This window comes from Acetobacter musti (assembly GCF_011516835.1).
Classification (GTDB): domain Bacteria; phylum Pseudomonadota; class Alphaproteobacteria; order Acetobacterales; family Acetobacteraceae; genus Acetobacter; species Acetobacter musti.
This window is the reverse complement of sequence record NZ_WOTB01000004.1, coordinates 187,215-213,904: the sequence shown is the minus strand read 5'-3', so window position 1 is coordinate 213,904 and position 26,690 is coordinate 187,215. Positions and strand designations below refer to the sequence as shown.

Here is a 26,690-nt window from a genome sequence, read left to right as displayed (position 1 = left end):
GTCCCTTTGCGGGTTTCAGGGCAGAGCCCTGACAAAACCCCGACCCGCGAAACAGACAGAATTGCAGTATCACGGGGCTCCGCCCCGAACCCCGGCAGGGAGCGCGGCTCCCTGCACCCTGATCTGTTTTAAATAAACAGGGATCGAAGGGGCCACGCCCCTTCGCGGGTTTCAGGGCAGCGCCCTGAGAAAGCAGAACCCCGGGGAAAACAGCCCCCGGAAGAAAACAACCAATGACAAAGCATTATTTTTCAGCGGCGGAAGCATCTTCTTCCACCCCGATACGTTATCCGGCCGTAATAATACCACACGCCACAAGTGGAACGACAATGTTGCCAAAACAACACGCGCCGCAAACTCCGCTCCGTACACGATTTCGCTACGTGACGAAGCGTGACGACTTATGCAAAGATTCTGGTGTCTGATATACGTCAATCGCATAGATCGATGACGGGCAGCAACAAAAAATAAGAAAGAATGATGCCTGCCATGAATACTTCATCCGCCTTCTCCGCCCCCGGAGTCCGCCGTCAGGGCCGGCTGCCGGCCTGCCTGATCTCATCAACCGTCTTCGGCGGCTTCGCCGTCGCCTGCTTCCCTCTGCTCGCCCCCCTCCCGGCCCAGGCCGCCGAGACGGCCCCCAACGCCCAGATCAACAGCCATCCGCAGATCCCCGATATTCACCGGAACAAGGCGCATCCCGAACCCGCCACGCCCCCGGCAAACACACAGCCGGCAAACACACAGACCGTGTCGCCCACCTCAATCATCAGGACCACCCCGTCCGGCACATTCTGGAACAACCGACTCCTGCCGCCGCTCGAGTCCCGCCCGGAAGCCTACGGTCAGCCACAGTCCCTCGCCCTCGGCCCCCAGCCCTCCGCCCTGATCCACCAGGGCCCCTGGGGCGTGTTCAACGCCAACACCGGCGCCGCCTCCGGCTTCGGAACCGTCGGCTATTACGCCGTCTCCCGCTGGGCCGAGGACTGGTCGAGCCTGCGCGACAAGAAAAACCGCATCGATTTCATGGACCCGCTCAAATACATCCCGCTCAACGAAGCCGGCGACATCTACCTGACCCTGAGCGGCAACTTCCGCCATCACGGCTTCTATGACGAAAAACCCTTCATGGGCACCATCAGCAAAAGCCCGTCCTATCGCTCCAACCTGCGCTGGAACGCCGGCGCGGACCTGCATCTCGGCGAACACGTCAGATTCTACGGCGAACTGATGAGCGGCCAGGCCGGCGGCATGAACTATTTCGGCTACAATAACGGCCGCTGGCGCAGCAAACTCGACGCCCAGCAGGCCTTCGTCGAGGTGCGCGGCCATCTCCTGAACGCCACCATGGGTGCCATGGTCGGCCGCATGACCTTCCTCGACGCCCCGCCCTACATCACCGCCGGCAGCGTCTATCCCACAATCCCGTACTCCTGGAACGGCATCCGCGGATACTCGTTCTGGAAGAATTTCCGCGTCGACGTGTTCGATCTCACCATGACGAACTGGGACATCCACAACGTCCCTTTCCACGATCAGGTCGGCTACCGCACCCGCTGGTTCGGCGCCTACACCTCCTACGCCGTCCCGTCCTTCAGATTCATGGGCGTGAAAAGTCAGGTCTTCGTCGACACCTTCTATTACGGATACCTCCTGGCCAGCGCCCCCATCGCCTCCGCGAAAGGCACCATCGCCGGCTCCACCCACCGCGACACACCAGGCGTCCGCGTCTGGGGTAACGCCGGCCCGATCGAATTCTCCCTCGGCGGCATGTGGCAGGGCGGCTCCTTCAACGCCGCCAAGGACGGCCCGTCCCGCCCCGTCAGCGCCTACTCGTTCAACGCCCAGGTCTCCTACCGCCTGGCGAAGCTCTGGGGACGCCCCGCCATCGGCATCCAGGCCGACGACATCTCAGGCGGCGATTACCGCAAAAGCCAGACCAGCTCCTGGGGCAGCTTCCTGACCCCCTTCGTGCCCAGCGCCTACTATCTCGATATCAGCACCTATTTCGGCAACCAGAACCTGATCGACGTCGGCCCCATCGCCACCGTCGCCCCGACGAAAAACACCACCCTGCTGCTCAAAGTCCCCGTCATGTGGCGCAACAGCGTCTATGACGCCATCTACCAGAACCCCACCGCCGCCTATACATTCCGCCCCCATGGCGGCTATGTCGGAACCATCCCGCAGGCCAGCTTCACCTGGCGCGCCACACGCCACGTCACACTCAGCATCGACGGCGAGTATATCTTTGCCGGAAAAGCCCTTATTCAGGCCGGAGCCGCCTCCGGCGCCTACATCCAGAGCAACCTCGAACTGACATTCTGACCCCTTTTCCACCACGGACTTCATGACACAGAAAACCCCGGCCGACCTGACAGACTTCGAGCGCATACGCGGAATTTTCGCAGGATCGGCCGGTAACCTGCTCGAATATTTCGACTGGTACGTCTACTCCGCCTTCGCGCTCTACTTCGCCCACAGCTTCTTCCCCCGCAGCGACCCCACGGCCGAACTGCTCCAGTCCGCCGCCGTCTTCGCCGTCGGCTTCCTCATGCGCCCCGTCGGCGGCTGGCTCATGGGCCTCGTCGCCGACCGTTACGGCCGCAAAAAAGCCCTCACCCTCTCCGTCGGCGCCATGTGCGCCGGCTCCCTCGCCATCGCCGCCTGCCCCGGATACGAAACAATCGGCCTCGCCGCCCCCGTCGTCCTCGTCCTCGCCCGCCTCGTCCAGGGCCTCAGCCTCGGCGGCGAATACGGCGCCTCCGCCACCTACATCGCCGAAGTCTCCCGACCAGAGAACAGAGGATTCTGGTCCGGCTTCCTCTACGTCACCCTCGTCATGGGCCAGCTCGCCGCCATGGCCGTGCTCCTGCTCATGCAATATGTCCTTCTCACATCAGCACAGATCACCGCCTGGGGCTGGCGCATCCCCTTCCTCCTCGGCGCCGTCGGCGCGGTCCTCATTTTCTGGCTCCGCCGCAACATGGAAGCAAGCAGCTCTTTCAAAAAAGTCGCCAGAGAACACCAGGAAGGCGGACTGCACGTCATGCTGCGCCACCGCCGCGCCGTCCTCACCGTCGTCGGACTCACCAGCGGCGGCACCGTCGCCTTCTACACCTACACCATCTATATGCAGAAATTCCTCGCCAACTCCCTCGGTTTTGACAAGGAACAAGCCACCCTCATCTCCGCCGCCTCCCTCGTCGTCTTCTGCATCGCCCAGCCCCTCTTCGGCGCCCTCTCCGACCGCATCGGCCGCAGACCCCTCCTCATCGCCTTCGGCCTCGTCGGCGCCCTCGGCACCGTCCCCCTCATGAGCGTCCTCTCCCAGACCCGCTCCGCCTGGGGCGCCTTCGCCCTCATCACCCTCGCCCTGATGATGGCCTCCGGCTACACCTCCATCAACGCCGTCGTAAAAGCCGAGCTTTTCCCGACAAGAATCAGAGCTCTCGGCGTCGCCCTCCCCTACGCCATCACCGTCTCCCTCTTCGGCGGCACCGCCGAATACATCGCCCTCTGGTTCCGCCAGATGGGACACGAAAACTACTTCGCCTGGTACGTCTCCGCCTGCGCCCTCATCACCCTCCTCACCGCCCTCACCCTCCCCAGAGGCGACACACAACTCCCGGAAGACGCCTGATCCTCAGCGCACCACACTCTTTAGAGCCCGATAAATCATAAAAAAGTTTTTGGTGAAGCTTTTTCAAAAAGCTTCAGAGACGCCGCCTTTTTGAAAAAAGGCGGCACCCAAAAACTTTTATCTTTTTATGACTGAGTGACAGAACCAGATCATTTCACACAACAGACCAGCCTCCCCCACAGGAAAGCTGCATATCCCATCAGTCAATGATGACGTTCATGAAAACCGTCATTCGCCGACAGACCGATCTGCTCTTTCATTTTCCTGATCCGTAAGCTGGAACAGGTCTTCCACCAGTATTCCCAGATCACGGGCAAGCGCCAGAGCCAGCGCCACAGAAGGGGTAAACACCCCGTTCTCCACCGTGTTGATCGTCTTGCGGGACACGCCGATCCGACTGGCGAGCTCAGCCTGAGTCAGGCTCCGGGACTGTCGGATCTCCCTGAGGCGGTTCCGGACTTTCACCGGGGAAGATCGGCCTGAAGATCCAGCCGGTAATACGTAACAGCCGGCACAATCAGCGTCACCGTCAGCCCGACCGGACAGGCAAACAGGAGTAAAGAGGGCATCAGAACCGCAATGACGAACAGGACAAAAAGCACAATCACAGACGTCACATAAGCCGTTTTCATCGAACGAAACTGCAGAAAAGACTGCAGTTCGTCATCCGGATTATAAAGCATGTTCTCGCCCGGAAACATGAGACGGCTCATTTCCACAAGAACGAACAGAGAAAAAAGACCTGTGGCTAAAGGAAGAAAACCGTCATGATGTGCGCCCGCACGGCCACTATCAATCAGCGCAATGATCGGAATCAGTAACGAGCCGAGTAAAAATGTCATTCTGGCGGAAAAAGAAACCGGCCTGATCTGTCCATCGAGAAGATTTTTCCGCGTTTCCCGCATCTCCGCCCGGAAACCCGATTTCCCGAACGTCAGAGACCAGACAACTGATGTCACAAGAAAAACACCGGCACAGATCGCATATTCAGGCCAGCCGCCATGATTTCTTTCATAGTCACGAAACCCGAACAGAAACGCGAAAGGCCTGTAATATCCGGCAGCCACCATCACCCCGATCCTGATCGCGGTTCCGGAAAATCTCCGGAAAAAACCTTCAGCGCGACCGGACTTACGACCCGACATCTCCATGGGATATCTCCGCCCTCAACGTGTAACCTATAGGTTACTTTTCCGGATCGATGTCAAGTCTTTTCACGCCCCCCGACCTCACACACAGCCACCCTGAACCACACAGACCCTCCGTCCCGCTCAGCTCATATACCATCCGCCATTGAGGTTTATCGTCTGTCCTGTGACATACCCGTTCCGGATCGTCGCAACCGTCAGATCCGCAACCTCCTCCACCGTGCCAAACCTCCCGATCGGGATCATGTCAGGCCGGATGGACGGATTATGCGCGATCATATCGCTTTCGATCAGAGCCGGCGCGATCGCATTCACCGTAATGCCTTCATGCGACAGCAGCTTCGCATAGGAATGCGTCAGCCCCAGCATCCCCGCCTTGGAAGCGGCATAATGCGGACCGATCACGCCGCCGGTCTGCGCGGCAATGGATGACATGTTGATGATCCGCCCCCACTGCGCCCGGCGCATCGCCGGAAGAACCGCCTGTGTCATCAGAAACGCCGATGTCAGATTGGTCCGCAGCAGATCTTCCCAGTCCTGAACCGTAATCCGATCCAGCGGCACCTGACGGGAAATCCCGGCATTGTTGACCAGAATCGCAACCTCTCCGAGCGCATCAGCCGCTTTGCTCACCAGAGCGGAAACCTGCTCCGCCTCCCCGACATCGGCACGAAACGCAACAGCCCGTGACCCGAGGACCTCAATCGCCTCGCACACCTCCCGCGCCGCCGCCTCGTTAGCATGATAATTCACCGCCACATGCACGCCCTCGCGCGCCAGGGCCAGCGCCACAGCCCGGCCAATCCCGCGCGACCCTCCCGTTACGACTGCAACACGATTTCCGAGAGTGTTGTCGACATTCGTTCCTGTATTTGACACCATGGTTTCAGACCTCCGGTTCATCCGCGACAGGTAGACTCACTATACCGCCTGTCCCGGCCCTGTGTCGAAATGCCCTGCGCCGAAATGCCCTTTGTCGAAACGCACTGCATCGTCAGAAACAGGGAATCTCCAGCAACGGGAGAAAGCAATGAAACTGAAACATCTGGCCGTCCTGATAAGCGGCATCCTGTCCGCTCCCGCCCTGGCCCTGGACATGCCGCCGGTAAAGGACGGCACCGTAACGCTCGATCATTACCGGCTGGAAGACGGAGAAACCCTCGCGCCCGTCAGACTGCATTATCTGACAACCGGCACACCGCAGCGGGACAGAACCGGACAGATCACCAACGCCGTGCTGATCCTGCACGGAACAGTCGGCACCGCGCACGAACCGCTGTCGCCCACCGGCCTGGCCGGTCTTTTCGCGCCAGGCAAACCGCTCGACACCCGATATTTCTATATCGTAGCCCCGGACGGCCTGGGCGCCGGCGAGTCCTCCAGACCCTCGGACGGCCAGTGCGACGCCTTCCCGCATTACGGCTATCTCGACCGGCTCGCCCTGGACCGGGACATGCTGGCCCGGATCGGAATCGTGCACGAAAAACTCGTTCTCGGCACATCCATGGGCGGGATGCAGGTCTGGCAATGGGCCGAACGTTACCCCACGGACAGCGACGCCCTGGTCGCCGTCTCCTCTTCCCCCGCCGCCGTCAGCGGACGCAACATGCTCTGGCGACAGATGATCATGGAAGCGATCACGCATGATCCGGACTGGCACGACGGCCATCCGGACCCGGCGCACCCGCCCCGCCTGTGGCTGTACACAGCCTCGCCGCTGTTCGCGCTGATGACCAGCGACGCACAGCGCCTCCAGTCCGCCATCCCGGACCGGAAAGACGCCGCCCCGTTCGAGAACACAGCAATCGAGAAACAGGCGCGCGCGCTGAACGCCTGCGATATCCTGCGCCAGTTTCAGAGCTCCGACGATTACGACCCCCGCCCCGGATCGGACCGGATCACCGCCCCCTTTCTCTCGGTCAATTTCGCCGACGATATGCTGAACCCGCCCGAACTCCTGCATCTCCCGCCTCAGACAAACGTTCATGAACTGATGATCCGCGATCCGGCGCAGCTTTACGGGCACATGACCATGATGCACACGGAAGTCTGGGAAGCCGGACTGAAAGCGTTTCTGCGAACAGTTCCAGGCTGGCCCACAGACTGATCCGGAACGCAGCGGAGAAGAAAAGTGTCACGTGACACTATACCAATATCCAGAAAGTGTTTTGTCCGGTTAAAACAAAGCCACGCGGACAGTCAGAGAGCATTTCACGATAAACCTCTGACAAAACCAGATAAAAGTTTTTGGGTGCCGCCTTTTTTCAAAAAGGCGGCGTCCTCTGAAGCTTTCTAAAAAAGACGGCACCAAAAACTTCTCTATAATTCAAAAGCAGCTTCACAAAAATTTCTCCCGAAACAGCCTCTCGGAAAATCCCGCCACAGGATCATGAAGGAGAAGCACCGTCATGCAGCCCGGCCAGAACAGCACCCTCCCGTCATGCCCTGTCTGCGCCGCTGTCATCCGGAAAGCCGACGGCCCGTTCCTGATGGAAGATCTGACGCTCGCCCCGCCCCGCGATGACGAGGTGCGGGTGCGGATCGCCGCCGTCGGCATGTGCCACACCGATCTGGCCGTCCGCAGCCGCATGCTGAAAACCCCGCTTCCGGTCGTGCTCGGTCATGAAGGCGCCGGGATCGTTGAAGAAACAGGCAGCAACGTCCGCAAGGTCGCCCCCGGCGACCACGTCATTCTGACCTTCGCGTCCTGCGGCCGCTGCGGCTCCTGTCAGAGCGGCCGCCCCGCCGAATGCGTGCATTTTCGCGCACTCAATTTCAGCGGCCATCGCCCGGACGGCACGCACGCCCTGAGCGGAAGCCAGGAAACAACCCTCTCCGACCGCTTTTTCGCCCAGTCCTCCTACGCCACCCACGCGATCGCCACGGAACGCAATATCGTGAAAATCCCGGCAGACATCCCGCTGGAACTCGCCGGTCCGCTCGGCTGCGGGATCTCGACAGGAAGCGGAACAGTTCTGAACGCGATCAGTCCCGGTCCAGGCGGCAGTTTTGCCAGTTTCGGCTGCGGCTCCGTAGGGCTCAGCGGAATCATGGGCGCCAGCCTCGCCGGCGCCACGACCATCATCGCAATCGACCGCAAACCCGCCCATCTCGCACTGGCCCGCGAACTCGGCGCCACGCACACCGTCAGCATGACGGACGAGGATGTCGTCACCACAGTGCGCAAAATCACTGGCAGCGGCGTGGATACCGCAATGGACACCACCGGACGGGTGGAGATCATCCGTCAGATGGTCGACGCGCTGCGTCCGGGCGGAAAAAGCGCCGTCGTGGCAGTCTCTCCGCCAGAAGCGCAGCTCGAACTCGACGCCAACGACCTGATGGCCCGCAACAAATCCATCCAGGGCGTCAGCCAGGGCGCCTGCGTTCCCGACATTTTCCTGCCCCGCCTGATCGAACTCTGGAAACAGAACCGTTTCCCGTTCGACAGACTCATTACATTTTACAACTTCGATCAGATCAACCAGGCCGTCGCGGATATGGAAGCCGGCCAAACCATCAAGGCCGTTCTGCGAATGCCCGGCTTTCCCTGAGACACCGGAAAAGCGTTTGTATACTCGCAAATACACGCGGAACAGTTTCTTTCAGGGCTTTGCCCCGAACCCCACAAAGGGACGCAGTCCCTTTGATCCCGATCTGTTAAACATAAAGGGGTGAAGGGGTCCGTGACCCCTTTCGGGTGCAGGGCAGAGCCCTGAACATTCTTCCACTCGCAAATACACGTGGAGCAGTTTCTTTCGGGGCTTTGCCCCGAGCCCCACAAAGGGACGCAGTCCCTTTGATCCCGGTTTGTTAAACATAAAGGGGTGAAGGGGTCCGCGACCCCTTCCGGGTGCAGGGCAGCGCCCTGAACACTCTCCCACTCAGAAATACACGTGGAACAGTTTCTTTCAGGGCTTTGCCCCGAGCACTACAAAGGGACGCAGTCCCTTTGATCCCGATCTGTTAAACATAAAGGGGTGAAGGGGTCCGCGACCCCTTCCGGGTCTCAGGGCAGCGCCCTGAACACTCTCCCCAGCCATTCCTCACGCCCCCTGGCCTTTCCTCCACAATCGGGCCATGCTCCGCCCCCCATGACGCCAAAGGAGCCCCGTCCAATGAAAAAGCACGAACGAATCGCTCTCGACAGCCTCCTCTCCCGTTCCTCCACCGACGACCTCACCGGCCCCGCGCCCAAAGGCGAGGAACTGGAAACCATCCTCTCCGCCGTCATGCGCGCCCCAGACCACGGCAAACTCCGCCCCTGGCGCCTCGCCCTCATCCACGGCGATGCCCGCGCCAAACTCGCCGACCGCGTCGTCGCCAGCATGAAACGCATCGACCCCGAAGTTCCCGAAAAGAAAATCGAAAAACGCCACCACCGCATGTCCACCATGCCGCTCACCATCGTCCTCGGCATGCACCTCCGTCCGGACAACAAAATCCCCCTCATCGAACAGGAACTCGCCGTCGGCGCCGCCGGCATGAACCTGCTCAACGCCATCCACGCCGCAGGCTACGGCGCCGTCTGGGTCTCCGGCGAAATCACCTACGACCCCGTCTTCGCCGCCGAACTCGGCTTCCCCGCCCCTCACGCCCTCGCCGGCTTCTTCTTCGTCGGAACCCCGAAACACGAAGACCACGAAGCCAAACGCCGCCCCGTCACCCCCTACATCGCCGAATGGAACGGCGAACCTGTGACCTTCGAAGCTGACAAAGACTGACCTCAGGGCTCTGCCCTGAAACCCGCCAGAGGTCGCAGACCTCCGGACACCATTTTATTAAAAACAAACCGGGGCGCAGAGAGCCGCGCTCCCTGCCGGGTCCGGGCAGAGCCCGGAAACCCCACACCGCACAGGCAGAACCTCAGGCCTCCACCCTGAAATCCACCAGAAGTCGCAAACTCCCCGACACCGTATTTATTTAAAAACAAATCAGGGCGCAGGGAGCCGCGCTCCCTCCCGGGTCCGGACAGCGCCCGGAAATCCCCACACCCACAACATAAGCCCCCCGCGCTTTTCCCCAGGCCAAAGCCGCCCGCCTCTGCTATAACCCCGCCACCATGACGAACATGCCCGAACACGACGTCGCCATCATCGGCGGAGGCCCCGTCGGCCTCGCCGCCGCCCTCTGCCTCGCTGACGCCGGGCTCTCCGTCACCGTCCTCGAACGCGCGAACGAACAGCAGTGGGCCGAACCCGCCTTCGACGGCCGCGAAATCGCCCTCACCTGGCACGCCCGCACCCTGCTCGAACGCATCGGCGCCTGGAAACACATCCCCGAAAGCATCATCTGCCCCCTCCGCGAAGCCCGCATCGAAACCGGCCGCGCCAGCCACCCCCTCATCTTCGACGCCGAAAACGCAAGCAGCCCGACCGACGGCCCCCTCGGCTGGCTCGTCGCCAACAACATGATCCGCCGCGCCCTCCACGCCGAAGCCACAACCCGCCCCGGCATCACGCTGGCCCCGAGCATCGCCGTCAGCACCATGCGCCAGGACGGCGACACCACCGTTATTCACCACTCAGCCGGCAAAACCCGCGCCCGCCTCGCCATCGGCGCCGACGGCCGCTTCTCCCCCACCCGCCGCCGCGCCGGCATCGGCGCCGTCATCCACGATTTCAGACGGATGATGATGGTCTGCCGCATGGCCCACGAAGCCCCGCACCACAACGTCGCCCTGCAATGGTTCGACGAAGGCCAGACCATCGCCCTCCTCCCCGTCAACGGCGGCGCATCCTCCCTCGTCCTCACCCTCCCGGCCGAAGACATCAATCGCCTGATGCACGCCCCCCAGGACGCCTTCAACGCCGAAATCATGCAGCGCACCGGCAACCGCATGGGCGCCATGCGCCTCGTCAGCACCCGTCACGCCTACCCGCTCAAAGCCGTCTACGCCCACCACTTCACCGCCCGCCGCCTCGCCCTCATCGGCGACGCTGCTGTCGGCATGCACCCCATCACCGCCCACGGCTTCAACCTCGGCCTCCGCGGCGCCGAAACCCTCGCCACCGAAGTCGGAAAAGCCTTCTCCCAGGGCCAGGATTTCGCAGCCCCCGCCGTTCTCCGCCGCTACGAACACCAGCACCGCGCCGCAACCGCCCCCATGTTCGCCGCCACCAACAGCATCGCAACCCTCTACACCCGCGACGCCGCCCCCTTCCGCGCCCTCCGCTCCCTCGGCCTCCGCCTCGCCGACGCCCTCCCCCCCTTCAAATCCGCCGTCACCTCCATGCTCATGGACCGGAACGCCGGAAGCATCTCTTCCTAAAGACTGCGTCAAAAGCCTTCCTGTGAAACAGTCTCTGAATAACAAAGAAATTTTTGGTGAAGCTTTTTTCAAAAAGCTTCGGAAGACGCCGCCTTTTTGAAAAAAGGCGGCACCCAAAAACTTTTATTTTTTTTAAAGAGCTATCGCGGAATGCCTTCTGAAGCTGGCTGAGGCGAGCAGATAAGCGAGACGAAAAAACATAATATTATCAGTTTATTATAAAATGTTTTGTCCATTCCAGGCTTTTGAAACAGTCGCCAAAACCCGGCCTCATTCCCATCCCGGAACATATTGTCCTCATCCGCCAGATGCCGCAGACTCCTGCCCGAACACCGACCAGGACAGGACAGAACCAATGACATCCGTGCAACGCCGGACACTGCTGAACGGCATGGTGGCCGGCGCCACAGTGCTCACCCTGCCCGCCATCGCGTCCGCGGACACGCTCCCCGCCCCCGTGCCAGGAAAAGCAGCCCCCATCACAGCCGCCGAGCGGGAAGCACGGATCGAACAGGCCAGACGCCTGATGCGCGCGCACAGCATCCGGGCTCTGATCGTGGAACCCGGATCTTCACTGATTTACTTTACCGGCATCCAGTGGTGGCGCAGCGAACGCGTGACGGCAGCCGTCATTCCGCTCGAAGGCGATGTCGTCATCGTCACACCGTTTTTCGAAGCCCCGTCAATCCGTCAGACGCTGAGCATTCCGGCAGAAATCCGGACATGGAACGAAGACGAAAACCCGATGGCGCTCATAGCCGGCGCGCTCCGGGATCGCGGCGCCGCCTCCGGACCGGTGGCCATCGAGGAAACAGTCCGTTATTTCATCGTGGACGGACTGAAAAAAGCCCTCCCGTCAGTATCGGTCCTGTCCGGAGCGCCCGTCGTCCGGGGCTGCCGGATGCATAAATCCGCCGCCGAGATCGCGCTGATGAAACGCGCCACCGACATCACCATCGCCTCGTATCGTTACGTCATCCCGCGCGTAAAACCAGGAATGACTCCCAAACAGGTCGGCGAAATGATGGACGCCGCCACCATCGCTCTCGGCGGCACTCCGGAATTTACCCTGATCCTGACAGGAGAAGCCGCCGCCTACCCGCACGGCTCACGCGCCCCGCAGGTGGTGCGGGAAAATGACATCGTCCTGATGGACTGCGGCTGCACCGTGGAAGGATACCAGTCCGACGTTTCGCGAACATTCGTTCCCGGTAAAGCAACCGACCGCCAGAGACAGGTCTGGAATCAAGTCCGCCAGGGTCAGCGCGTCGCCTTCGCCGCAGCAAAAAACGGAGCCCCCGCCGGAAGCGTGGATGACGCAGTCAGACAATATTACGAAAGCCTCGGCTACGGACCCGGATACAGACTCCCCGGCCTGTCCCACCGCACCGGCCACGGCATCGGCCTGGACGGCCACGAACCCGTCAACCTCGTTCACGGTGAGATGACAAAGCTTGAGCCCGGCATGTGTTTTTCAGATGAACCCGGTCTTTACATCCCCGGCGAATTCGGCGTCCGCCTGGAAGACTGCTTCCACATGACAGACACAGGCCCCGTCTGGTTCAGCGAACCACCAGACTCCATCGACCATCCGGCGTGAATCTTCCCGTTTCAGACAGGCATCATCCGGGCTCTGCCCGGCCCCGGCAGGAGGCGCAGCCTCCTGCACCACGAGTTTTATGATAAAATTAATTGATTTTGTATTCACGTAAATTGTCAATGATAGCTGATTCCAATAATACCGCCAAAACAAATATATCATCAGAATCTTTAAATCTATCTTCAAAAGATAGATTTATTTTTTTAAATTTACCAGTATGAACGTAATAATGTCGTTCATTAATTATTTCATTTAAGACATTATACTCCTTCATAAAATTCCCATTACCATTTCTCCAGCATTCCGTAATTTTTTCTATTCCAAAACAATCATAAAATACTTTGTTTATTCTATCCCTATCAGGAGTATTAAATTTTTTCAAAACATAATTCGCTTTATTACAAACAATTTCATATAATAGTTCTTCTGGTTTTGTGGTTATGCTTTTTTTTATTAAATTACATCCGTATGTAACCATATTCTCTATGAAAACCTGCCAAAAAGCAACAATATTTACCAAATAAAGTCCATTTAGAAGCAAGATTTTCTCATCATATAATTGAGGATTTTTATTACGGTCAATCTCATCTCCAATATTTGATATAATTTTAATTCTTTTAATACGCTGCTTAAAGATAGATGTTGGTTTTTTAGTAATACTAATCACAACAATTTCCATTTACTAGGGATGAGTAGTATGCTGCTATGATACGATTGAACTCTTGAATAGCTTATTACTCAAAGTTTAACGCTGCCTTTTGTTCGTTGCTTCACTTATGTTGAAAAGTGTACCTTTTGGCTTTCGATCGAAAGTTGAACGCCCCTCAAGCATCTGAACAAAAGCTTCATTTCGATTGCTAGCCCTATCAACCAACCGGTCGAACGCAACAACTTCAATGAGGTTCAATGTTTTGTAATACCGATACGCCATCTGACCACCGTAGTTGGTAATCATGAAATCTTCCATCTCAAGATAACTTTGCAGGCTATCATTCCAATCGGCCAGAACATATCCTCGTACCATCGTGTCAGGAGGGATAGTGATCTCTCGCCCACTTGAGGTTTTGATTTTACCCTTCTTACGAATATCAGAAATCTGTTTTTTCAATTGGTCTACAGGATCATTTGTGACACTATCACTGTCAGCAGAATATCCGGTCTTCTGAGGTCGCTTCATCTCTACGACCATCAGTTCATCTTCATTGTTTATAAGAAGATCGTGAGCATACTGCCCTTTGGCTCTGTGGCTTCCATCCGGGGTACGATCGCTGGAAATATAGCGGGCGTAAGCAAGATCATCATCCAATAACCAAAGATTATGTGAGCTGTAATCAATTTCCTCACTGTCTTTGTAGCGCGGATAGATTAGCTGATGTACCTTGTCTTCCGTTGCCAAGCCGTCTTCTTGCTTGTTCAGTAACTCACGAAAAATCCGAATTACATGGTTTCTATAAGCCACGTAAACCGCCAAAGCCTCTTTCGCGTCTTCAGGGATTTTCGTTTTGACAAGTTCAACAAGTTCGTTGACGGTCGCATTGTGATCCAATTTTGTGAAGTCAAATTTCTGGCGGAATCTCTCGACAAACAGGTCTTGCGCGAGCTGCTCCCTCGTTTCTGTGATCGAGCGCTTCTGCACAAAATCCACTGCAGACATATTGCCTAAACCGCGCCGCAAGAGAGGATCGATTGCTATAAGATGCTCGACTTCCGCGACCATCCTGGTTCTTTGTTCGGTTGTATAGACGCTCTCTATTTCTAAAATGTGCTGCTTTGCTAAAGAAATCAAATGATCTTTAATGGGTTTTCTCTTGCCAGCATATTCTATTTTCGTATTCAGATTTGTAATTCTATCCCGAGATTGGGAGGATATAAAGAAGTCACTTGAAACTGCGACGAGATAGAAATACCGACGAGTACCATCTTCTCCCATTTCGGAAAATGGCTTGTTGTTTACCCCGGAAGATATATTTTCAAGATCACTGGCGGCTCGATTGTTTGCGTAAAAATAAAGCCTATGTTTCTTCGCTTGCGCTTCACTGATCTTAAAGTAGCTAAAATCAAACTGTCTATCAACATGCCCAATTTCAAGATTCTCGAATTTAGAGCCTGCGATTGACAGCGACTTTCTGAAATAGTTGTAGAGATTATGTGACACTCCCTGAATTACCAAAAAAAAAATTTTTTGGTACTTTTCTTTGTATGAATTCAATTAGAAAATGGCTTAATAGTTCGGAAGATAATTCTTCCTGTATATCTTCTTTGGAAGAGAAATTTTTCTCTAAATTAAAGAAACTGGTGGATTCTAACTGCGGCGACCTTAGGAGCACAGTCAAACCTGTATCGAAACGATGGGCGCCAGGCCCTATGTTCGGGGATATTGCGATAAGGTTGTCGTCAATCGCGAACGGATCATACCTGAAAGAGCCACCGGATAAGCCGCCGTCCAAACCGATCTGCTGAGAAGAGTAGAAGACTTCCCTAAAGATTTTGAACGCTATAAATCTTCCGAAGCCCTTACCTCCGCGCTCGTATTTATTACCGGTGAGGGGAGTGAGAAATGCCCCCAAGTTTTTCTCGTCGAAGCCAACACCATTATCGGCGATCAATATTTCCTGTCCGTCGACAGCGAATTCGATCTCAATGCGTCCCTTTTCCTCAACTTCCTCGCCCCATCGCTCCTCCATGGAATGAAAAGAATTGGATACAGCCTCGAAAAGAGGAAAAAGAAAGCCTTGTAAGCCCTCTGGTAATGTTGCCCGCTTCACTTCAGATTCGAGATCAATCGATTTGTGCTTCACACGTGGCCTCAATACAAATAACGAAGTCCCGACACTCGGCAAAATGTCTATGCTATCTTACAAGAACAATCTCTGTATTTATTATGCTCCCATTACTCCACAAACGCAAAGAGTCGGGAGAGTTCCGCATTGACCATTTTGTCGCCAGCCTGATGGAACCTAGCCTACTTGTTTGCAAAAAGACGAATAACTGATCTGTTAGATACAAAACCAATCCGATATTCCCCGCTCAAAACCCATTCCACACCCGAACCAAAACTGTCCAGAACCTTCTGGAATCCGCCCTCTGTCCCAGCCCCGGTCAACCCACCCCGGAAAAAATAAACCTCCACCACCTCCGACAGAGACAGGCTCACTAACCGACCATCACCCCAGGAGCCCGTCCCATGCCACCCCGCAGCCAGCCTTACCTCAGCCCCGATCACCCCATACCCCGGCCCCCGCCAGACCACACCGGATCACCAATCCGAAACAATCCGTGATAGACCCGCAAAACACCCCCCACCCTTCTGGAAAACTCAGCCCCCAGCAACCACCCGACAGACCGGAAACTCCCGTCACCGCCGCTCCGCCTTCCACACCGCACACCGCCGGTAAAACGCCTCGATCCGCTCAGCCTGCCCCGCCGGATCAAACGCCGACAGATCCCACCCCCGGCGCGAGACCCCGCGCAGACGACGCAGCCCCGCCGCCATCGCCTCCGCATCGTCCGGCGGCACCATGCAGTCAGGATAAGCCCCGAGAATATCCGGCACGCCCCCGGCCTCCGTCGCCAGAACCGGCAGCCCCGCCGCCATCGCCTCCAGCAGCACCAGCCCGAACGGCTCCCTGCGTGAGGGCAGAACAAACGCATCCAGCCCCGCCAGATCCACCGGCAGGGATGTCCGGAACCCCGGAAAGAACACGCCCTCTCCCGCCCGCGCCTGCAATGCCCCGCGCTCCGGCCCGTCCCCGAACAGCACCAGCGCCGTATCCGCCAGCCCTGCCCGACTGAACGCTTCCAGCAGCACGTCGAACCCCTTTTCCGGAATCATCCGCCCCGCCGCCCCGATCAGGAACGTCCCGGCCCCGAGCCCCAGCTCCGCCCGCAGCCGCGCCCCGGCTCCCTCAGCCGGCGCCGCCTTCTGCGTCCAGTTGGCAATCACCTCCACCGGCCCGCGAAACCCCGCCGGAATCCCCTTAAGCTGCCAGTTCGCAATGCAGATCAGCCCGTCATGCCCGCCATAAGCCCGCTGCGAAAACCCCCGATGCAGCGTCGCCACCACCGGCGGCCCGCCCCCGCCCGGCAGCACCCGCCGCACCCGGTTGAGCAGCCCCGCCCGGAAACTCGCCGCCCCGACATGCGAGTGAATCACATCCGGCCGCCAGCGCCACACGAGCCCGGCCAGCGCCGCCAGATACCCCGCCCGCCCCGCGCGAACCACCCGCACCGCCGGATCGAGATGCGGCACCAGATCCCCCCCGGTCAGCGAGTCGCGCGTATCCCGCGCCACCAGCACCGTCACCTCATGCGCCCCGGCCTGTATCCGGGCCAGTTCGCTCAGATGACGCTCCGTACCGGCGAATTCATGGGTCAGAATGCAGTGAAGAATACGCAAGAAGCCGAAACCTTTCCTGAGTTCCCCGGCCCGGACAGCACAAAGCAACCCTTTATCAATCTTTGAACGGCAGTCTCGCCCTGAAGGGAGCGCCCGCCGAATGGACAATACGACCTATATCGCGCTGTCACGCATGGATACCCAGATGCGTGCGATGAGCGTTCTGGCCAACAACCTCTCTAACGCAGACACCCCCGGCTACAAGGCCAGCCACGTCCTGTTTTCGGACTATCTCGTCAAACAGAAAGGCAGCCAGGCCACCGGCGAAGCCGATGAGGCCTTCAACCAGGACCGCGCCACCTACCGGGATTTCGGCCAGGGCACCCTCCAGCAGACCGGCAACCCGCTCGACATCGCCATCACCGGCGAAGGCTTCTTCTCCGTGATGACCGCCCAGGGCGTGCGCCTCACGCGCAACGGCCGCTTCCAGCGCCTCGCGGACGGCCGGATCACGGACGACGCCGGCAACGTCCTGCTCGACCGCACCGGCCAGCCGGTCCAGCTCCGCCCGCAGGACCGGACCATCAGCCTCGCCTCCGACGGCACGCTCTCGACCGAGAACGGCGTGGCCGCCGAGATCGGCCTCGTCACCGTCGATAATCCCTACACCCTCGTCGGCGAGGGCAATCAGATCTTCCGGCCCACCACCCAGACACGTCAGCTCGACAACAAGGAACTGCGGCAGGGCATGCTCGAAGGCAGCAACGTCAACTCCATGACGGAGACGACAAATCTGATCCAGCTCCAGCGCGATTTCGAAGTCGTCTCCAATCTCGTCGAAAGCGAGGCGACCCGTCGCCAGAATGCCATCGACAAGATCATCCAGACTCAGTCCTGAACCGACACAGACGGAAATTCACTCCTATGATGCGTTCTCTCGACATCGCCGGCACCGGCATGCAGGCCCAGCAGACGAATGTTGAGGTCATTTCGAACAACATCGCGAATATGACCACGACGGGCTTCAAACGCCGCGTGCCGGAATTTCAGGACCTGATGTATCAGGACATCCGCCGCGCCGGCACCATGAGTTCCGACAGCGGTACCCTCGTCCCCGCCGGCGCCCAGGTCGGTCTCGGCGTGCGCACCGCCGGCATCTACCGGATCAACGAACAGGGCACGCTGGAGCAGACCAGCAACAGCCTCGATCTCGCCATCGAAGGCTCAGGCTACTTCCAGGTCACCCTCCCGTCCGGCGAATACGCCTACACGCGGGACGGCACATTCTCCCTCTCCGACACCGGCCAGATCGTCACCGCGGACGGCTACCCGGTCAGCCCCGGCATCACCGTCCCGAACAACGCCCAGACGATCACCATCGATCAGACCGGCCAGGTCCAGGTCACCATTTCCGGCCAGACCACCTCCACCGTCGTCGGCCAGCTTCAGATGGCCACCTTCCAGAACGAGAACGGTCTGGCCGCCATGGGTCAGAACCTGTTCACCGAAACCCAGTCCTCCGGCAACGCCATCACCGGTACCGGTCAGAGCGTCGGCTTCGGCAGCGTCCGTCAGGGATATGTCGAGGAGTCCAACGTCAACGTCGTCACGGAAATCACCAATCTCATTACCGCCCAGCGGGCCTATGAGATGAACAGTAAGGTCATCACCGCGTCCGACGAGATGTTGCAGACTCTGACAGGACTGAAATGATCCTGAAGGCGCGCCTGATTCTGGCGGCTGTGGCCCTCGGCCTTTCTGTCGCATCTCTGCCCTCAGCCGCCGCGACACTGCGCCGGGCCGCCATCGTTCATCGCGCTCAGGTGCGCCTTTCCGATCTTTTCGCCGATCTGGCCCCGGGCCAGGACTGCGATATCGGCCCGGCTCCGGCTGTGGGCCAGAGTCAGATCATCGAAGGTCCGCAGCTGGAAGCCATTGCCACCCAGTTCGGGGTGGACTGGCCCGACGCGTCCGAAACCGCGCGCATGACGCTCACACGGGCAACGCGGACCATTACCCGCGACGAAATCATGCCGCTCATCACCACCGAACTGAAAAAACGTGGCGCCGCCGATAACGTTACAATCGACGTCCCGAATTTCTCCGGCCCTGCCATAGCCGAGGAACAGGGCATAACGCCGGAACTGGCCAGTCTCGTGTATGACGCATCGCACGGCCGCTTCTCCGCATATTTCACCATCCCGGCTGACGGAGGGACATCGACCTCCTTTCGCGCGGACGGCACGGTCAGCACCCATGTCGACGCCGTGACGGCGCTGCATGACCTCTCGCCCGGACAGGTCATAAACCGCGCCGACATTGACGTGGAGAGCAAGGATTCCCGCACCCTGCCAGCCCATGTGCTGACCGACCCGGACGCTGTCATCGGCCAGGCCGCGCGCCACGCCGTCTCCGCGGGCAACCCCCTGACCTCCGAACAGATCATTCACATCGATCTGGTCGAAAAAGGCGCACCCGTCATTCTCGATGTCTCATCGACAGGACTTCACCTGACCGCAACCGGCATCGCCGTTGATTCTGGCGCTCTCGGCGAAAGAATTCACGTTCTCAATCCGGCATCACACATGATCGTGGTTGGCCAGATCGTCGACCGGACCCGTGTGGAGGTTCTGCCCGGCAGCACGCCGATGCCTGCGGACCAGCACGTTCTGCGTGTCGCGGGAGTAAGAACCCAGAAAAATATCTGAAATTTCCGTCCCCAGGCATTAAACAACTGATGAAAAAATCTTTTATTATTGTGAGTGCTCTTTTTTTATCAGGCTGCAACGGCTTTGGAAGTCTGACTGAAATCGGCCATCCTCCCACTCTGACACGCACACAGGACCCGACACGCGACACCAGCTATCGACCGGTAACAATGCCGATGCCGCCGCTCCAGCCGCCGCCGGCCGAGGCCGCCAGTCTGTGGCGCCCCGGCAGCCGGGCATTCTTCAAGGATCAGCGGGCGTCACAGGTCGGCGACCTGGTCACGGTAATCGTGGACATCACCGATAACGCCACGATGGTTGATAACACAAGCGCCAGCGGTTCCGGCAGCGAAGCGATGGGAATACCAAATATTTTTGGCTTTCACGGAAAGACAATTTCGCGTCTGACGAGTTCAAGCGCGCTGTCGACATCCAGTGACAGCTCCAACACGGCCGCAGGCCGGATCGGCCGCAGTGAAACCGTAACCATCCGGGTTGCCGGAACCATCACACAGGTCCTTCCAAACGGAAACTTCGTTCTCGTCGCAAGACAGGAAGTCCGGGTAAACAGTGAACTGCGTGAGCTGCTGGTAACCGGCGTGGTCCGTCCTCAGGACATCACAGCCGATAACACCGTCACCCATGACAGGATGGCCGAAGCGCGTATTTCCTACGGTGGTCGTGGCCAGCTGACAATTCTGCAGACACCGCGTTACGGCCAGCAATTACTTAACGCGATCGCACCGTTCTGATGACAGGCTGTTTTTCACGATCATCTCATTCCACGGAACCGAACACCAGGAACACCGTCATGCAGTCACGTCTGCGAATACCCACAGAGACGCCACACAGATCCTTTTATCCAAGAATCTGTCCAATAATGCGCGCCGTATAGTCGATAACCGGAATAATACGTCCATAATTGATCCGCGTCGGTCCAATAACGCCGATCGCACCAACAATACGGTTGGACTCATTCCGCGCCGGCGCAACCACCATGGACATGCCCGAAACACCGAACAACCCGCTCTCCGCGCCGATGAAAATCCGCACACCATCGGAATCTTCGGCAAGTTCGAGCAGACGCAGCATCGCGTCCTGTTTTTCCAGGCGCTCGAACAGCATCTGAATTGTCGAGAGCCGTTCAATCTCAGTGACGTCGGTCAGGAGATGGCCCTGCCCGCGAATAATCAGCGTGCCCCCACCGCGCCCCTCGTCACTCCAGGTCGCCAGTCCGCTGGCGACAACAGCGGTGGCAAGCTGATCCAGCGCCGTCTGATCCGCCGCCATCTCCTGATCCACCTGCGTCCGGAGTTCCGCAAGCGTACGACCGGCCAGCCGGGCGTTCAGATAATTCGCGGCCTCACTGAGCGTCGAGGGCGGCATACCGGCAGGCGTTTCAATCACCCGGTTTTCCACCTGCCCGTCCGAACCGACCAGAATGACAAGCGCCCGGTTGCCGCCAAGCGCCACAAATTCAATATGCCTGACCGTCCCGTCAGCCTTCGGCGCAAAAACGAGACTCGCAGCCTGTGAAAGACCGGACAGCATGGTCGAGGCTTCCGCCAGCGTATCTTCCAGCGATCGCCCGCGCGCCTCAAGCGACGTCGCTATGGACTCGCGCTCGCTCTCCGTGAGGCTGCCGAACTGGAGCATACCATCAACGAACAGGCGCAGACCCTTTTCCGTCGGCAGACGTCCGGCCGAGGTATGAGGCGAAAACAGAAAGCCGGCCTCGGTCAGATCAGCCATAATGTTCCGGACAGTCGCCGGGGACAGCCCCATCGGCAGACGATGCGCCAGAGTACGGCTGCCCACAGGCCCCCCGGTCTCCAGGTAATGCTCTACAAGCTCCCGCAGAATCGTCGCCGAACGCGAATTCAGATTCCCCGCCAGCGCTCCCGGACCCGGCAGAAGGCCAGACTCCCTGAACGGCTTGTCATGACTACCGGATATCGTCGTATCCTCCCGCAGACTCAGTTTCTGACTGTATGACTTTGGGGACGACCACCGGGCCTGACAAGGGGTAAAGCCAGGTGGCGGGCACCTCCGAACGGCTTACATCAGGCCGCACGCATCCGCGCCATATGCCTCATCAGCATCAGTAACGCCTTCATCCGCACACAGGAAATCCAGCAGCAGACCCGCTCCTGATTCCCGCCCGTGGTGTAGACAGTTCAGCCATTACCGATACAAATTCCCTGCTGACCGCCAGCGACGGACCTTACGGCACCAAAGGAAAACCATTTTCAGTTACTGAATTCTTTACACGACCCGTTATCCGATCCGGCGAAACAGAAAACAGAACAGTTCTCCGCACCACAGAACGCACCTATCAGCGAGGCAAGAATCACGATGAACACCCGTTTCCCACTCCCCCGTGGCAGCCGCCTCGTCCTCGCCAGCCACAACAAAGGCAAACTCGCTGAATTTTCCCGCCTGCTGGACGGCTACGGCATCACCGTGGTTTCCGCCGGAGAACTGGGACTGCCGGAACCCGACGAAACAGCAACGACATTTGCCGGAAATGCGGAACTGAAGGCTCTGGCGGCAGCAAAGGCGGCAAATCTCCCTGCTCTTTCGGATGATTCCGGCCTGTGCGTTTCAGCACTGGGGGGCGCCCCCGGGATCTATTCCGCCCGCTGGGCCGGACCGGACAAGAATTTCCCCGCTGCCATGCAAAGAATCGAAGAAGGAATCGGCGAAGACGAACGGGATGCATGGTTTATCTGCGTGCTCTGTCTCGCCTTCCCGGACGGAACCTCGCGCTGCTTCGAGGGACGGATTGACGGCAGTATCTCACCGGAACCACGCGGCAGGGAAGGCCACGGCTATGACCCGATTTTCATTCCATCCGGCGAAACACGAACCTTTGCCGAAATGAGCGATGAGGAAAAAAACAGAATCAGTCATCGGGCGCGTGCTTTTGAAGCATTCCGCACCGCCTGCCTCGCCTGAACCATTCCTTTCAGGGCTTTGCCCCGAACCACACAAAGGGACGCAGTCCCTTTGATCCTGGTCTGCTAAAAAAAGGGGGCCGTCATGCGCCATCGCGTGGCACCCCCTTCCGGTGCAGAACAACGCCCCGACCTGTCCCTGTCTGCAAAACACAGAAACACGGGCGGACTTCGCCCGAACCCGGCACTCCGATCTGCTCATTGCAACGGGCTTCCGAAGACCGCCAGCCTCCGCCGGCTTCAGGGGCCGGAACAGCGTGCTGAACCGTCCCGACACCGCCCGCAACCGCAGGTCAACGTAAAAAGAAATCCATAGTCTTTCTCAGGAAAGATCACAGATCTCCGTCAGATATCCTCATAAACACGATGACATCGCCCCGGCCACATCGGCTCAGGGAAATACTCCCGACATCTCATCGCCAGGAAACACTGCCCGTATAATTTTCCGGTGGTCCCAAAAAAATCCTTGCCATGAACCATGCACAACATGCTACCTGTCACTGCAAGGTTCCTGTCATGAACCATATGCAGGGAGATCCCCGTTCCGTGGAGCCAAATCTCGTTCAGTTCAGAAAGGGCGTTCTGGAGCTGTGCGTTCTCGCACTTCTCGAACGTGCCGACGCTTATGGATATGAAATCGCAAGCCGTCTGGCAGAAGCGATCGATATGGGAGAGGGCACGATCTACCCGCTGATGCGACGTATGCAGAAAGAACAGCTGGTTTCCACATACCTCGTGGAATCCCCGTCTGGCCCCCCCAGAAAGTACTACCGCCTGACCGAACAGGGACGGCAGAATCTCCTGCGGCAGAAAACCGCCTGGACAGAATTTACCCGTGCTGTGAACACCGTGCTGGAAGCCGGTCAGGATGGAAAATCATGAACGAAAAAGACGATTTCATGCGCCGGCTCGCCAGAGGCCTGCGCGGCATGCCCCAGGATGCCGCGCAGGATATTCTTTCCGACTATGAAGGCCATTTTGAAGAAGGAAGACGGGCGGGCCGCAGCGATGGCGACATCGCACGAAACCTCGGCGACCCGACGCGGCTCGCCCGTGAACTGCGGGCGGAAGCCGGCATCCGGCGCTGGGAAGACGAACGCAGCATGGCAGCGGCGCTCGGCGCCATCGTCGGTCTCCTGGGGCTCGCCGCACTCGATCTGTTTATCGTTCTCCCGCTCCTGATCGCCATCTTTGCTGTCCTGCTGGGCCTGACCGTGGCAGCCGTCTGTGTCAGCCTTGCCGGGCTGATCCTGCTGCCATTCGCCATCCTGAATATGATTCCGGTATCAGACGGGACATGGCTGCAGAATGTCCTGTTCGCCACAGGGCTTTTCAGCGCCGGCATATCGGCGGGCGCCTTCTGCATTCTGTTCGTCATCGGACTGACCGATCTTCTTTCACGTTATACCCGCGCGCATTTCCGACTGATTTCTCCGGCCGCAGCCATATCGACAGGAGTCTGACCCATGATGATTCGCAGACTTGTTATCGTCGCCGCAGGCAGCGCTGTTCTCTCAATGGGATGCTTCTCCGTCCTGCACGCGCTCGGCCCGGTTTCCATGATCGACTTTGTCGCATCAGACAATCACCATGGCCCCCGGACACAACGGGACATCCCCTGGACCGGATCGAAGAGACTCGAAGTTGCCTGCAATGCACAGGTCATTTACACACAGGCACCGGAAGCCACGATCAGACTGGAAGGTCCTCAGGATCTGATCAGCGACGTCACACTGTCGGATAATGTCATCCGGGGTCCGGAACACCACTGGTACCGGGGCTTCCATCATCATGACGGCATCACACTGAGAATCACAGCCCCGGCGGTCAGCGATCTGGCCATCACCTCCGCCGCCTCGGTCCGACTGAACAATATCGCATTACCTGAACTGAAACTTTCAGTCGACGGCGCCGCAAGCATCATCGGCAACGGAAAGGCCGACCGGGTCATTCTGTCCTCCGACGGCGCCAGCAGCGTAAATCTTTCCGACATGGCCATGAAAGATGCCGACATCAGCATTTCCGGCGCAGGATCTGTGAAAGCAGGCCCGACAGATCACGCCAGAATTTCGATCGATGGCGTCGGATCAGTGAAGCTGACCCGATCCCCCCTCACACTCGACAAACATATTTCAGGTGTCGGCTCGGTCTCAGTTCCGTCAAAACCCGCTGACACTGACAGGAACGATACAGACGAAGACGGCGTATCCCTCTGACGGCCCCGGACACCGGCTTCATCGATACTCCGGGAGCCGTCGGCACACCGTTTAGGCCGGCAGCGCTTCCGGCTCCGTCCGGGCACGCTTGACCAGCAGCTTGTTCAGCGCATGAACATAGGCACGGACCGCCGAGACAACCGTATCGGCATCCGCGCCCTGACCGTCAACCATCTTGCCCTCTTCTTCAAGCCGGACAGTCGTCCGCGCCTGCGCATCAGTCCCCTCCGTCACCGCACCGACGGAATACAGCGCCAGACGGGCCGTATGCGGATAAGCACTGCGAACCGCATTGAAAGCCGCATCAACCGGACCATTGCCCGTCGCGGTCGCCTCAACCAGTTCGCCGTCGATTTCCAGTTCGAGCGTGGCTTCGGCCGGACGACGGGAACCGGCGCTGACATCCAGCGACAGGAACCGGATTCGCTGATGATCACGAACCTCATCGTCAACCAGAGCGACGATATCGTCGTCGTAAACCACCTTTTTCCGATCGGCGAGATCCTTGAACCGCGCGAAGGCATCGTTCAGCTGGTTATCGCCCAGCGTGTAGCCCAGCGCCATCAGCTTGTCCCGGAACGCCGCACGCCCGGAATGCTTGCCCAGAACCAGCGAAGATTTCGACCAGCCCACGCTCTCCGGCGTCATGATTTCATAAGTCGCCGCGTTTTTCAGAACACCGTCCTGATGAATGCCGCTCTCATGAGCAAAGGCATTGCGTCCCACAATGGCCTTGTTCGGCTGCACGTCAAAACCCGTGGTCGTGGACAGCATCCGTGACAGCTTCAGCAGCTTTTCCGTCTGGATCCGGTTCGTGAACGGATATTGGTCATGGCGGGTACGCAGCGCCATAACGATCTCTTCCAGAGCGGCATTCCCGGCGCGCTCGCCAATGCCGTTGATGGTACACTCAATCTGACGGGCGCCGCCACGCAACGAAGCCAGCGTGTTCGCCACACCAAGCCCCAGATCGTTATGATTATGAGCCGAGAAGATCACGCTGTCGGCGCCAGGCACCCGGCTCTTCAGCATGGCGAAGATCCGTTCCATATCCTCAGGCGTGGCATAGCCGACAGTGTCAGGGATATTGATCGTCGTCGCACCCGCCCTGATCGCGGCCTCAACGCAGCGACACAGAAAATCCGGCTCCGTGCGGGAACCGTCCTCAGCAGACCACTCCACATCATCCGTCAGATTACGGGCGGCCTTGTTGCCGGTCGTGACGATCTCGAGAACAGTCTCCGGCTCCATCCGCAGCTTGTATTTCATATGCAGCGGAGAGGTGGAGATAAAATTATGAATCCGGCCCCGCTCGGCGTGAGCGATAGCCTGGCCGGCAGCCGTGATATCGTTCTTCCCGCCCGAACGGGCCAGCGCACAGACAACAGCGCCCCGAACGACCCGCGCGATCTCCGCAACCGATTCGAAATCCCCTTTCGAGGCAACCGGAAATCCCGCCTCGATCACATCCACCCCGAGATCCGCGAGCGCTTCCGCCATACGCAGTTTCTCTTCGAGATTCATCGAAAAGCCAGGGGACTGCTCGCCGTCACGCAGGGTTGTGTCAAAGATGAACACCCGGTCATCGGTGACGCGGCCAAAGGAAGGATGATCGAAGGTCGTCATAAAAGCCTCAAAATCTCTGTCTGCGCGGACATCGACAGTCCGCTCCCTGATTCCGGCCGCAACCGGCACGAAATACGCTCTGTCACTGATCCCCTGAACGTGCCGACATCACATCGGTCTGCTCGCTCAGGGGCGGATAAGTCGAAGGGGAAGCTGAGAAAGAAGAGGCAGATGACGGGCACGCG

Annotated in this window: 24 protein-coding genes; 15 read left to right on the top strand and 9 right to left on the bottom strand. The window is 58.7% G+C overall.

The features are described 5' to 3' along the window. Positions 1-489: 489 nt before the first annotated feature. Together GOB93_RS04990 and GOB93_RS04985 are read left to right on the top strand one after the other, a co-directional pair. Complete coding sequence (locus tag GOB93_RS04990; RefSeq protein WP_242010541.1) at positions 490-2,328, top strand: alginate export family protein; 1,839 nt, start codon at positions 490-492, stop codon at positions 2,326-2,328. A gap of 22 nt (positions 2,329-2,350) precedes the next feature. Beyond that, positions 2,351-3,643: an MFS transporter gene (locus GOB93_RS04985; protein WP_408742357.1), complete on the top strand. Its 1,293-nt coding sequence runs from the start codon at positions 2,351-2,353 to the stop codon at positions 3,641-3,643. Positions 3,644-3,871: 228 nt separating this feature from the next. Here the strand turns inward: GOB93_RS04985 and GOB93_RS21950 are convergent, their stop codons facing one another. The 3 genes from GOB93_RS21950 to GOB93_RS04970 all read right to left on the bottom strand — a co-directional run bounded on the left by GOB93_RS21950 (position 3,872) and on the right by GOB93_RS04970 (position 5,673). Beyond that, complete coding sequence (locus GOB93_RS21950) at positions 3,872-4,108, bottom strand: helix-turn-helix domain-containing protein (RefSeq protein WP_173582380.1); 237 nt, start codon at positions 4,106-4,108, stop codon at positions 3,872-3,874. Then, positions 4,105-4,794 (bottom strand): hypothetical protein, encoded by a 690-nt coding sequence (locus GOB93_RS04975; RefSeq protein WP_173582379.1) that lies wholly within the window; start codon positions 4,792-4,794, stop codon positions 4,105-4,107. Before GOB93_RS04975 ends, GOB93_RS21950 begins: the two co-directional genes overlap by 4 nt. Before the next feature lie 120 nt (positions 4,795-4,914). Next, the gene (locus GOB93_RS04970; RefSeq protein WP_173582378.1) at positions 4,915-5,673 is read right to left on the bottom strand and encodes a 3-oxoacyl-ACP reductase family protein; all 759 of its coding nucleotides are present in this window, start codon (positions 5,671-5,673) and stop codon (positions 4,915-4,917) included. 148 nt (positions 5,674-5,821) lie between these two features. On the opposite strand from GOB93_RS04970, the gene GOB93_RS04965 reads away from it, so the two are divergent. From GOB93_RS04965 to GOB93_RS04945, 5 genes are all read left to right on the top strand, one after another. Continuing rightward, the gene (locus GOB93_RS04965) at positions 5,822-6,898 is read left to right on the top strand and encodes an alpha/beta fold hydrolase (RefSeq protein WP_173582377.1); all 1,077 of its coding nucleotides are present in this window, start codon (positions 5,822-5,824) and stop codon (positions 6,896-6,898) included. 301 nt (positions 6,899-7,199) lie between these two features. Further along, positions 7,200-8,345: an NAD(P)-dependent alcohol dehydrogenase gene (locus GOB93_RS04960; protein WP_173582376.1), complete on the top strand. Its 1,146-nt coding sequence runs from the start codon at positions 7,200-7,202 to the stop codon at positions 8,343-8,345. Positions 8,346-8,909: 564 nt separating this feature from the next. Further along, on the top strand, positions 8,910-9,515 hold the full coding sequence (locus GOB93_RS04955; protein ID WP_173582375.1) for a nitroreductase family protein: 606 nt from the start codon (positions 8,910-8,912) through the stop codon (positions 9,513-9,515). Positions 9,516-9,862: 347 nt separating this feature from the next. Next, a complete protein-coding gene (ubiM, locus tag GOB93_RS04950) occupies positions 9,863-11,062 on the top strand; it encodes a 5-demethoxyubiquinol-8 5-hydroxylase UbiM (protein WP_408742356.1) in 1,200 nt (399 codons plus the stop codon). A gap of 355 nt (positions 11,063-11,417) precedes the next feature. Further along, positions 11,418-12,662, top strand: a complete 1,245-nt coding sequence (locus GOB93_RS04945; RefSeq protein WP_198912669.1) for a M24 family metallopeptidase — start codon at positions 11,418-11,420, stop codon at positions 12,660-12,662. 88 nt (positions 12,663-12,750) lie between these two features. Here the strand turns inward: GOB93_RS04945 and GOB93_RS04940 are convergent, their stop codons facing one another. From GOB93_RS04940 to GOB93_RS04930, 4 genes are all read right to left on the bottom strand, one after another. After that, on the bottom strand, positions 12,751-13,329 hold the full coding sequence (locus GOB93_RS04940; RefSeq protein WP_173582373.1) for a HEPN domain-containing protein: 579 nt from the start codon (positions 13,327-13,329) through the stop codon (positions 12,751-12,753). A gap of 78 nt (positions 13,330-13,407) precedes the next feature. Further along, positions 13,408-14,817: a hypothetical protein gene (locus tag GOB93_RS04935; protein ID WP_198912668.1), complete on the bottom strand. Its 1,410-nt coding sequence runs from the start codon at positions 14,815-14,817 to the stop codon at positions 13,408-13,410. After that, the gene (locus GOB93_RS21150; RefSeq protein WP_198912667.1) at positions 14,807-15,460 is read right to left on the bottom strand and encodes a HAMP domain-containing histidine kinase; all 654 of its coding nucleotides are present in this window, start codon (positions 15,458-15,460) and stop codon (positions 14,807-14,809) included. The genes GOB93_RS04935 and GOB93_RS21150 overlap by 11 nt, the downstream gene beginning before the upstream one ends. A gap of 557 nt (positions 15,461-16,017) precedes the next feature. Further along, a complete protein-coding gene (locus GOB93_RS04930; RefSeq protein WP_173582372.1) occupies positions 16,018-17,058 on the bottom strand; it encodes a glycosyltransferase in 1,041 nt (346 codons plus the stop codon). 100 nt (positions 17,059-17,158) lie between these two features. Between GOB93_RS04930 and flgF the strand changes: the two genes are divergently transcribed. The 4 genes from flgF to flgH are packed head-to-tail and all read left to right on the top strand — an operon-like array spanning position 17,159 to position 20,458. Further along, on the top strand, positions 17,159-17,896 hold the full coding sequence (gene flgF, locus GOB93_RS04925) for a flagellar basal-body rod protein FlgF (RefSeq protein WP_173582371.1): 738 nt from the start codon (positions 17,159-17,161) through the stop codon (positions 17,894-17,896). Positions 17,897-17,925: 29 nt separating this feature from the next. Further along, a complete protein-coding gene (gene flgG, locus GOB93_RS04920) occupies positions 17,926-18,711 on the top strand; it encodes a flagellar basal-body rod protein FlgG (protein WP_173582408.1) in 786 nt (261 codons plus the stop codon). Then, positions 18,708-19,706 carry a flagellar basal body P-ring formation chaperone FlgA gene (gene flgA / locus GOB93_RS04915; protein ID WP_173582370.1) on the top strand — a complete coding sequence of 333 codons (999 nt, stop codon included), beginning with the start codon at positions 18,708-18,710 and terminating at the stop codon, positions 19,704-19,706. Before flgG ends, flgA begins: the two co-directional genes overlap by 4 nt. 29 nt (positions 19,707-19,735) lie before the next feature. After that, complete coding sequence (gene flgH, locus GOB93_RS04910) at positions 19,736-20,458, top strand: flagellar basal body L-ring protein FlgH (RefSeq protein ID WP_173582369.1); 723 nt, start codon at positions 19,736-19,738, stop codon at positions 20,456-20,458. Positions 20,459-20,564: 106 nt separating this feature from the next. On the opposite strand, the gene hrcA is transcribed toward flgH, so the two are convergent. Then, positions 20,565-21,620 carry a heat-inducible transcriptional repressor HrcA gene (gene hrcA / locus GOB93_RS04905; protein ID WP_242010547.1) on the bottom strand — a complete coding sequence of 352 codons (1,056 nt, stop codon included), beginning with the start codon at positions 21,618-21,620 and terminating at the stop codon, positions 20,565-20,567. Between the two features lie 441 nt (positions 21,621-22,061). Here hrcA and rdgB point away from each other — a divergent pair, with 441 nt between their 5' ends. From rdgB to GOB93_RS04885, 4 genes are all read left to right on the top strand, one after another. After that, positions 22,062-22,664, top strand: a complete 603-nt coding sequence (gene rdgB / locus GOB93_RS04900; RefSeq protein ID WP_173582368.1) for an RdgB/HAM1 family non-canonical purine NTP pyrophosphatase — start codon at positions 22,062-22,064, stop codon at positions 22,662-22,664. Positions 22,665-23,209: 545 nt separating this feature from the next. After that, complete coding sequence (locus GOB93_RS04895) at positions 23,210-23,545, top strand: PadR family transcriptional regulator (protein ID WP_338422295.1); 336 nt, start codon at positions 23,210-23,212, stop codon at positions 23,543-23,545. Further along, a complete protein-coding gene (locus GOB93_RS04890; RefSeq protein WP_173582367.1) occupies positions 23,542-24,126 on the top strand; it encodes a DUF1700 domain-containing protein in 585 nt (194 codons plus the stop codon). The genes GOB93_RS04895 and GOB93_RS04890 overlap by 4 nt, the downstream gene beginning before the upstream one ends. Before the next feature lie 3 nt (positions 24,127-24,129). Then, positions 24,130-24,879, top strand: coding sequence for a GIN domain-containing protein (locus GOB93_RS04885; RefSeq protein WP_173582366.1), 750 nt, complete (start codon positions 24,130-24,132; stop codon positions 24,877-24,879). A 51-nt stretch (positions 24,880-24,930) separates the two neighbouring features. Here GOB93_RS04885 and GOB93_RS04880 read toward each other — a convergent pair whose 3' ends face one another. Beyond that, positions 24,931-26,505, bottom strand: a complete 1,575-nt coding sequence (locus GOB93_RS04880) for a 2-isopropylmalate synthase (protein WP_173582365.1) — start codon at positions 26,503-26,505, stop codon at positions 24,931-24,933. Positions 26,506-26,690: the final 185 nt, after the last annotated feature.

What these genes read in the sequence shown, in the direction of transcription:
- ubiM (WP_408742356.1), top strand. Translation starts at nt 9,863, where the DNA reads ATGCCCGAACACGACGTCGCCATCATCGGCGGAGGCCCCGTCGGCCTC.
- GOB93_RS04960 (WP_173582376.1), top strand. Translation starts at nt 7,200, where the DNA reads ATGCAGCCCGGCCAGAACAGCACCCTCCCGTCATGCCCTGTCTGCGCC.
- GOB93_RS04970 (WP_173582378.1), bottom strand. Translation starts at nt 5,673, where the DNA reads ATGGTGTCAAATACAGGAACGAATGTCGACAACACTCTCGGAAATCGT.
- flgA (WP_173582370.1), top strand. Translation starts at nt 18,708, where the DNA reads ATGATCCTGAAGGCGCGCCTGATTCTGGCGGCTGTGGCCCTCGGCCTT.
- rdgB (WP_173582368.1), top strand. Translation starts at nt 22,062, where the DNA reads ATGAACACCCGTTTCCCACTCCCCCGTGGCAGCCGCCTCGTCCTCGCC.
- GOB93_RS04985 (WP_408742357.1), top strand. Translation starts at nt 2,351, where the DNA reads ATGACACAGAAAACCCCGGCCGACCTGACAGACTTCGAGCGCATACGC.
- flgG (WP_173582408.1), top strand. Translation starts at nt 17,926, where the DNA reads ATGCGTTCTCTCGACATCGCCGGCACCGGCATGCAGGCCCAGCAGACG.
- flgH (WP_173582369.1), top strand. Translation starts at nt 19,736, where the DNA reads ATGAAAAAATCTTTTATTATTGTGAGTGCTCTTTTTTTATCAGGCTGC.
- flgF (WP_173582371.1), top strand. Translation starts at nt 17,159, where the DNA reads ATGGACAATACGACCTATATCGCGCTGTCACGCATGGATACCCAGATG.
- GOB93_RS04890 (WP_173582367.1), top strand. Translation starts at nt 23,542, where the DNA reads ATGAACGAAAAAGACGATTTCATGCGCCGGCTCGCCAGAGGCCTGCGC.
- GOB93_RS04990 (WP_242010541.1), top strand. Translation starts at nt 490, where the DNA reads ATGAATACTTCATCCGCCTTCTCCGCCCCCGGAGTCCGCCGTCAGGGC.
- GOB93_RS04885 (WP_173582366.1), top strand. Translation starts at nt 24,130, where the DNA reads ATGATGATTCGCAGACTTGTTATCGTCGCCGCAGGCAGCGCTGTTCTC.
- GOB93_RS04880 (WP_173582365.1), bottom strand. Translation starts at nt 26,505, where the DNA reads ATGACGACCTTCGATCATCCTTCCTTTGGCCGCGTCACCGATGACCGG.
- GOB93_RS04945 (WP_198912669.1), top strand. Translation starts at nt 11,418, where the DNA reads ATGACATCCGTGCAACGCCGGACACTGCTGAACGGCATGGTGGCCGGC.
- GOB93_RS04965 (WP_173582377.1), top strand. Translation starts at nt 5,822, where the DNA reads ATGAAACTGAAACATCTGGCCGTCCTGATAAGCGGCATCCTGTCCGCT.
- GOB93_RS04975 (WP_173582379.1), bottom strand. Translation starts at nt 4,794, where the DNA reads ATGGAGATGTCGGGTCGTAAGTCCGGTCGCGCTGAAGGTTTTTTCCGG.
- GOB93_RS04955 (WP_173582375.1), top strand. Translation starts at nt 8,910, where the DNA reads ATGAAAAAGCACGAACGAATCGCTCTCGACAGCCTCCTCTCCCGTTCC.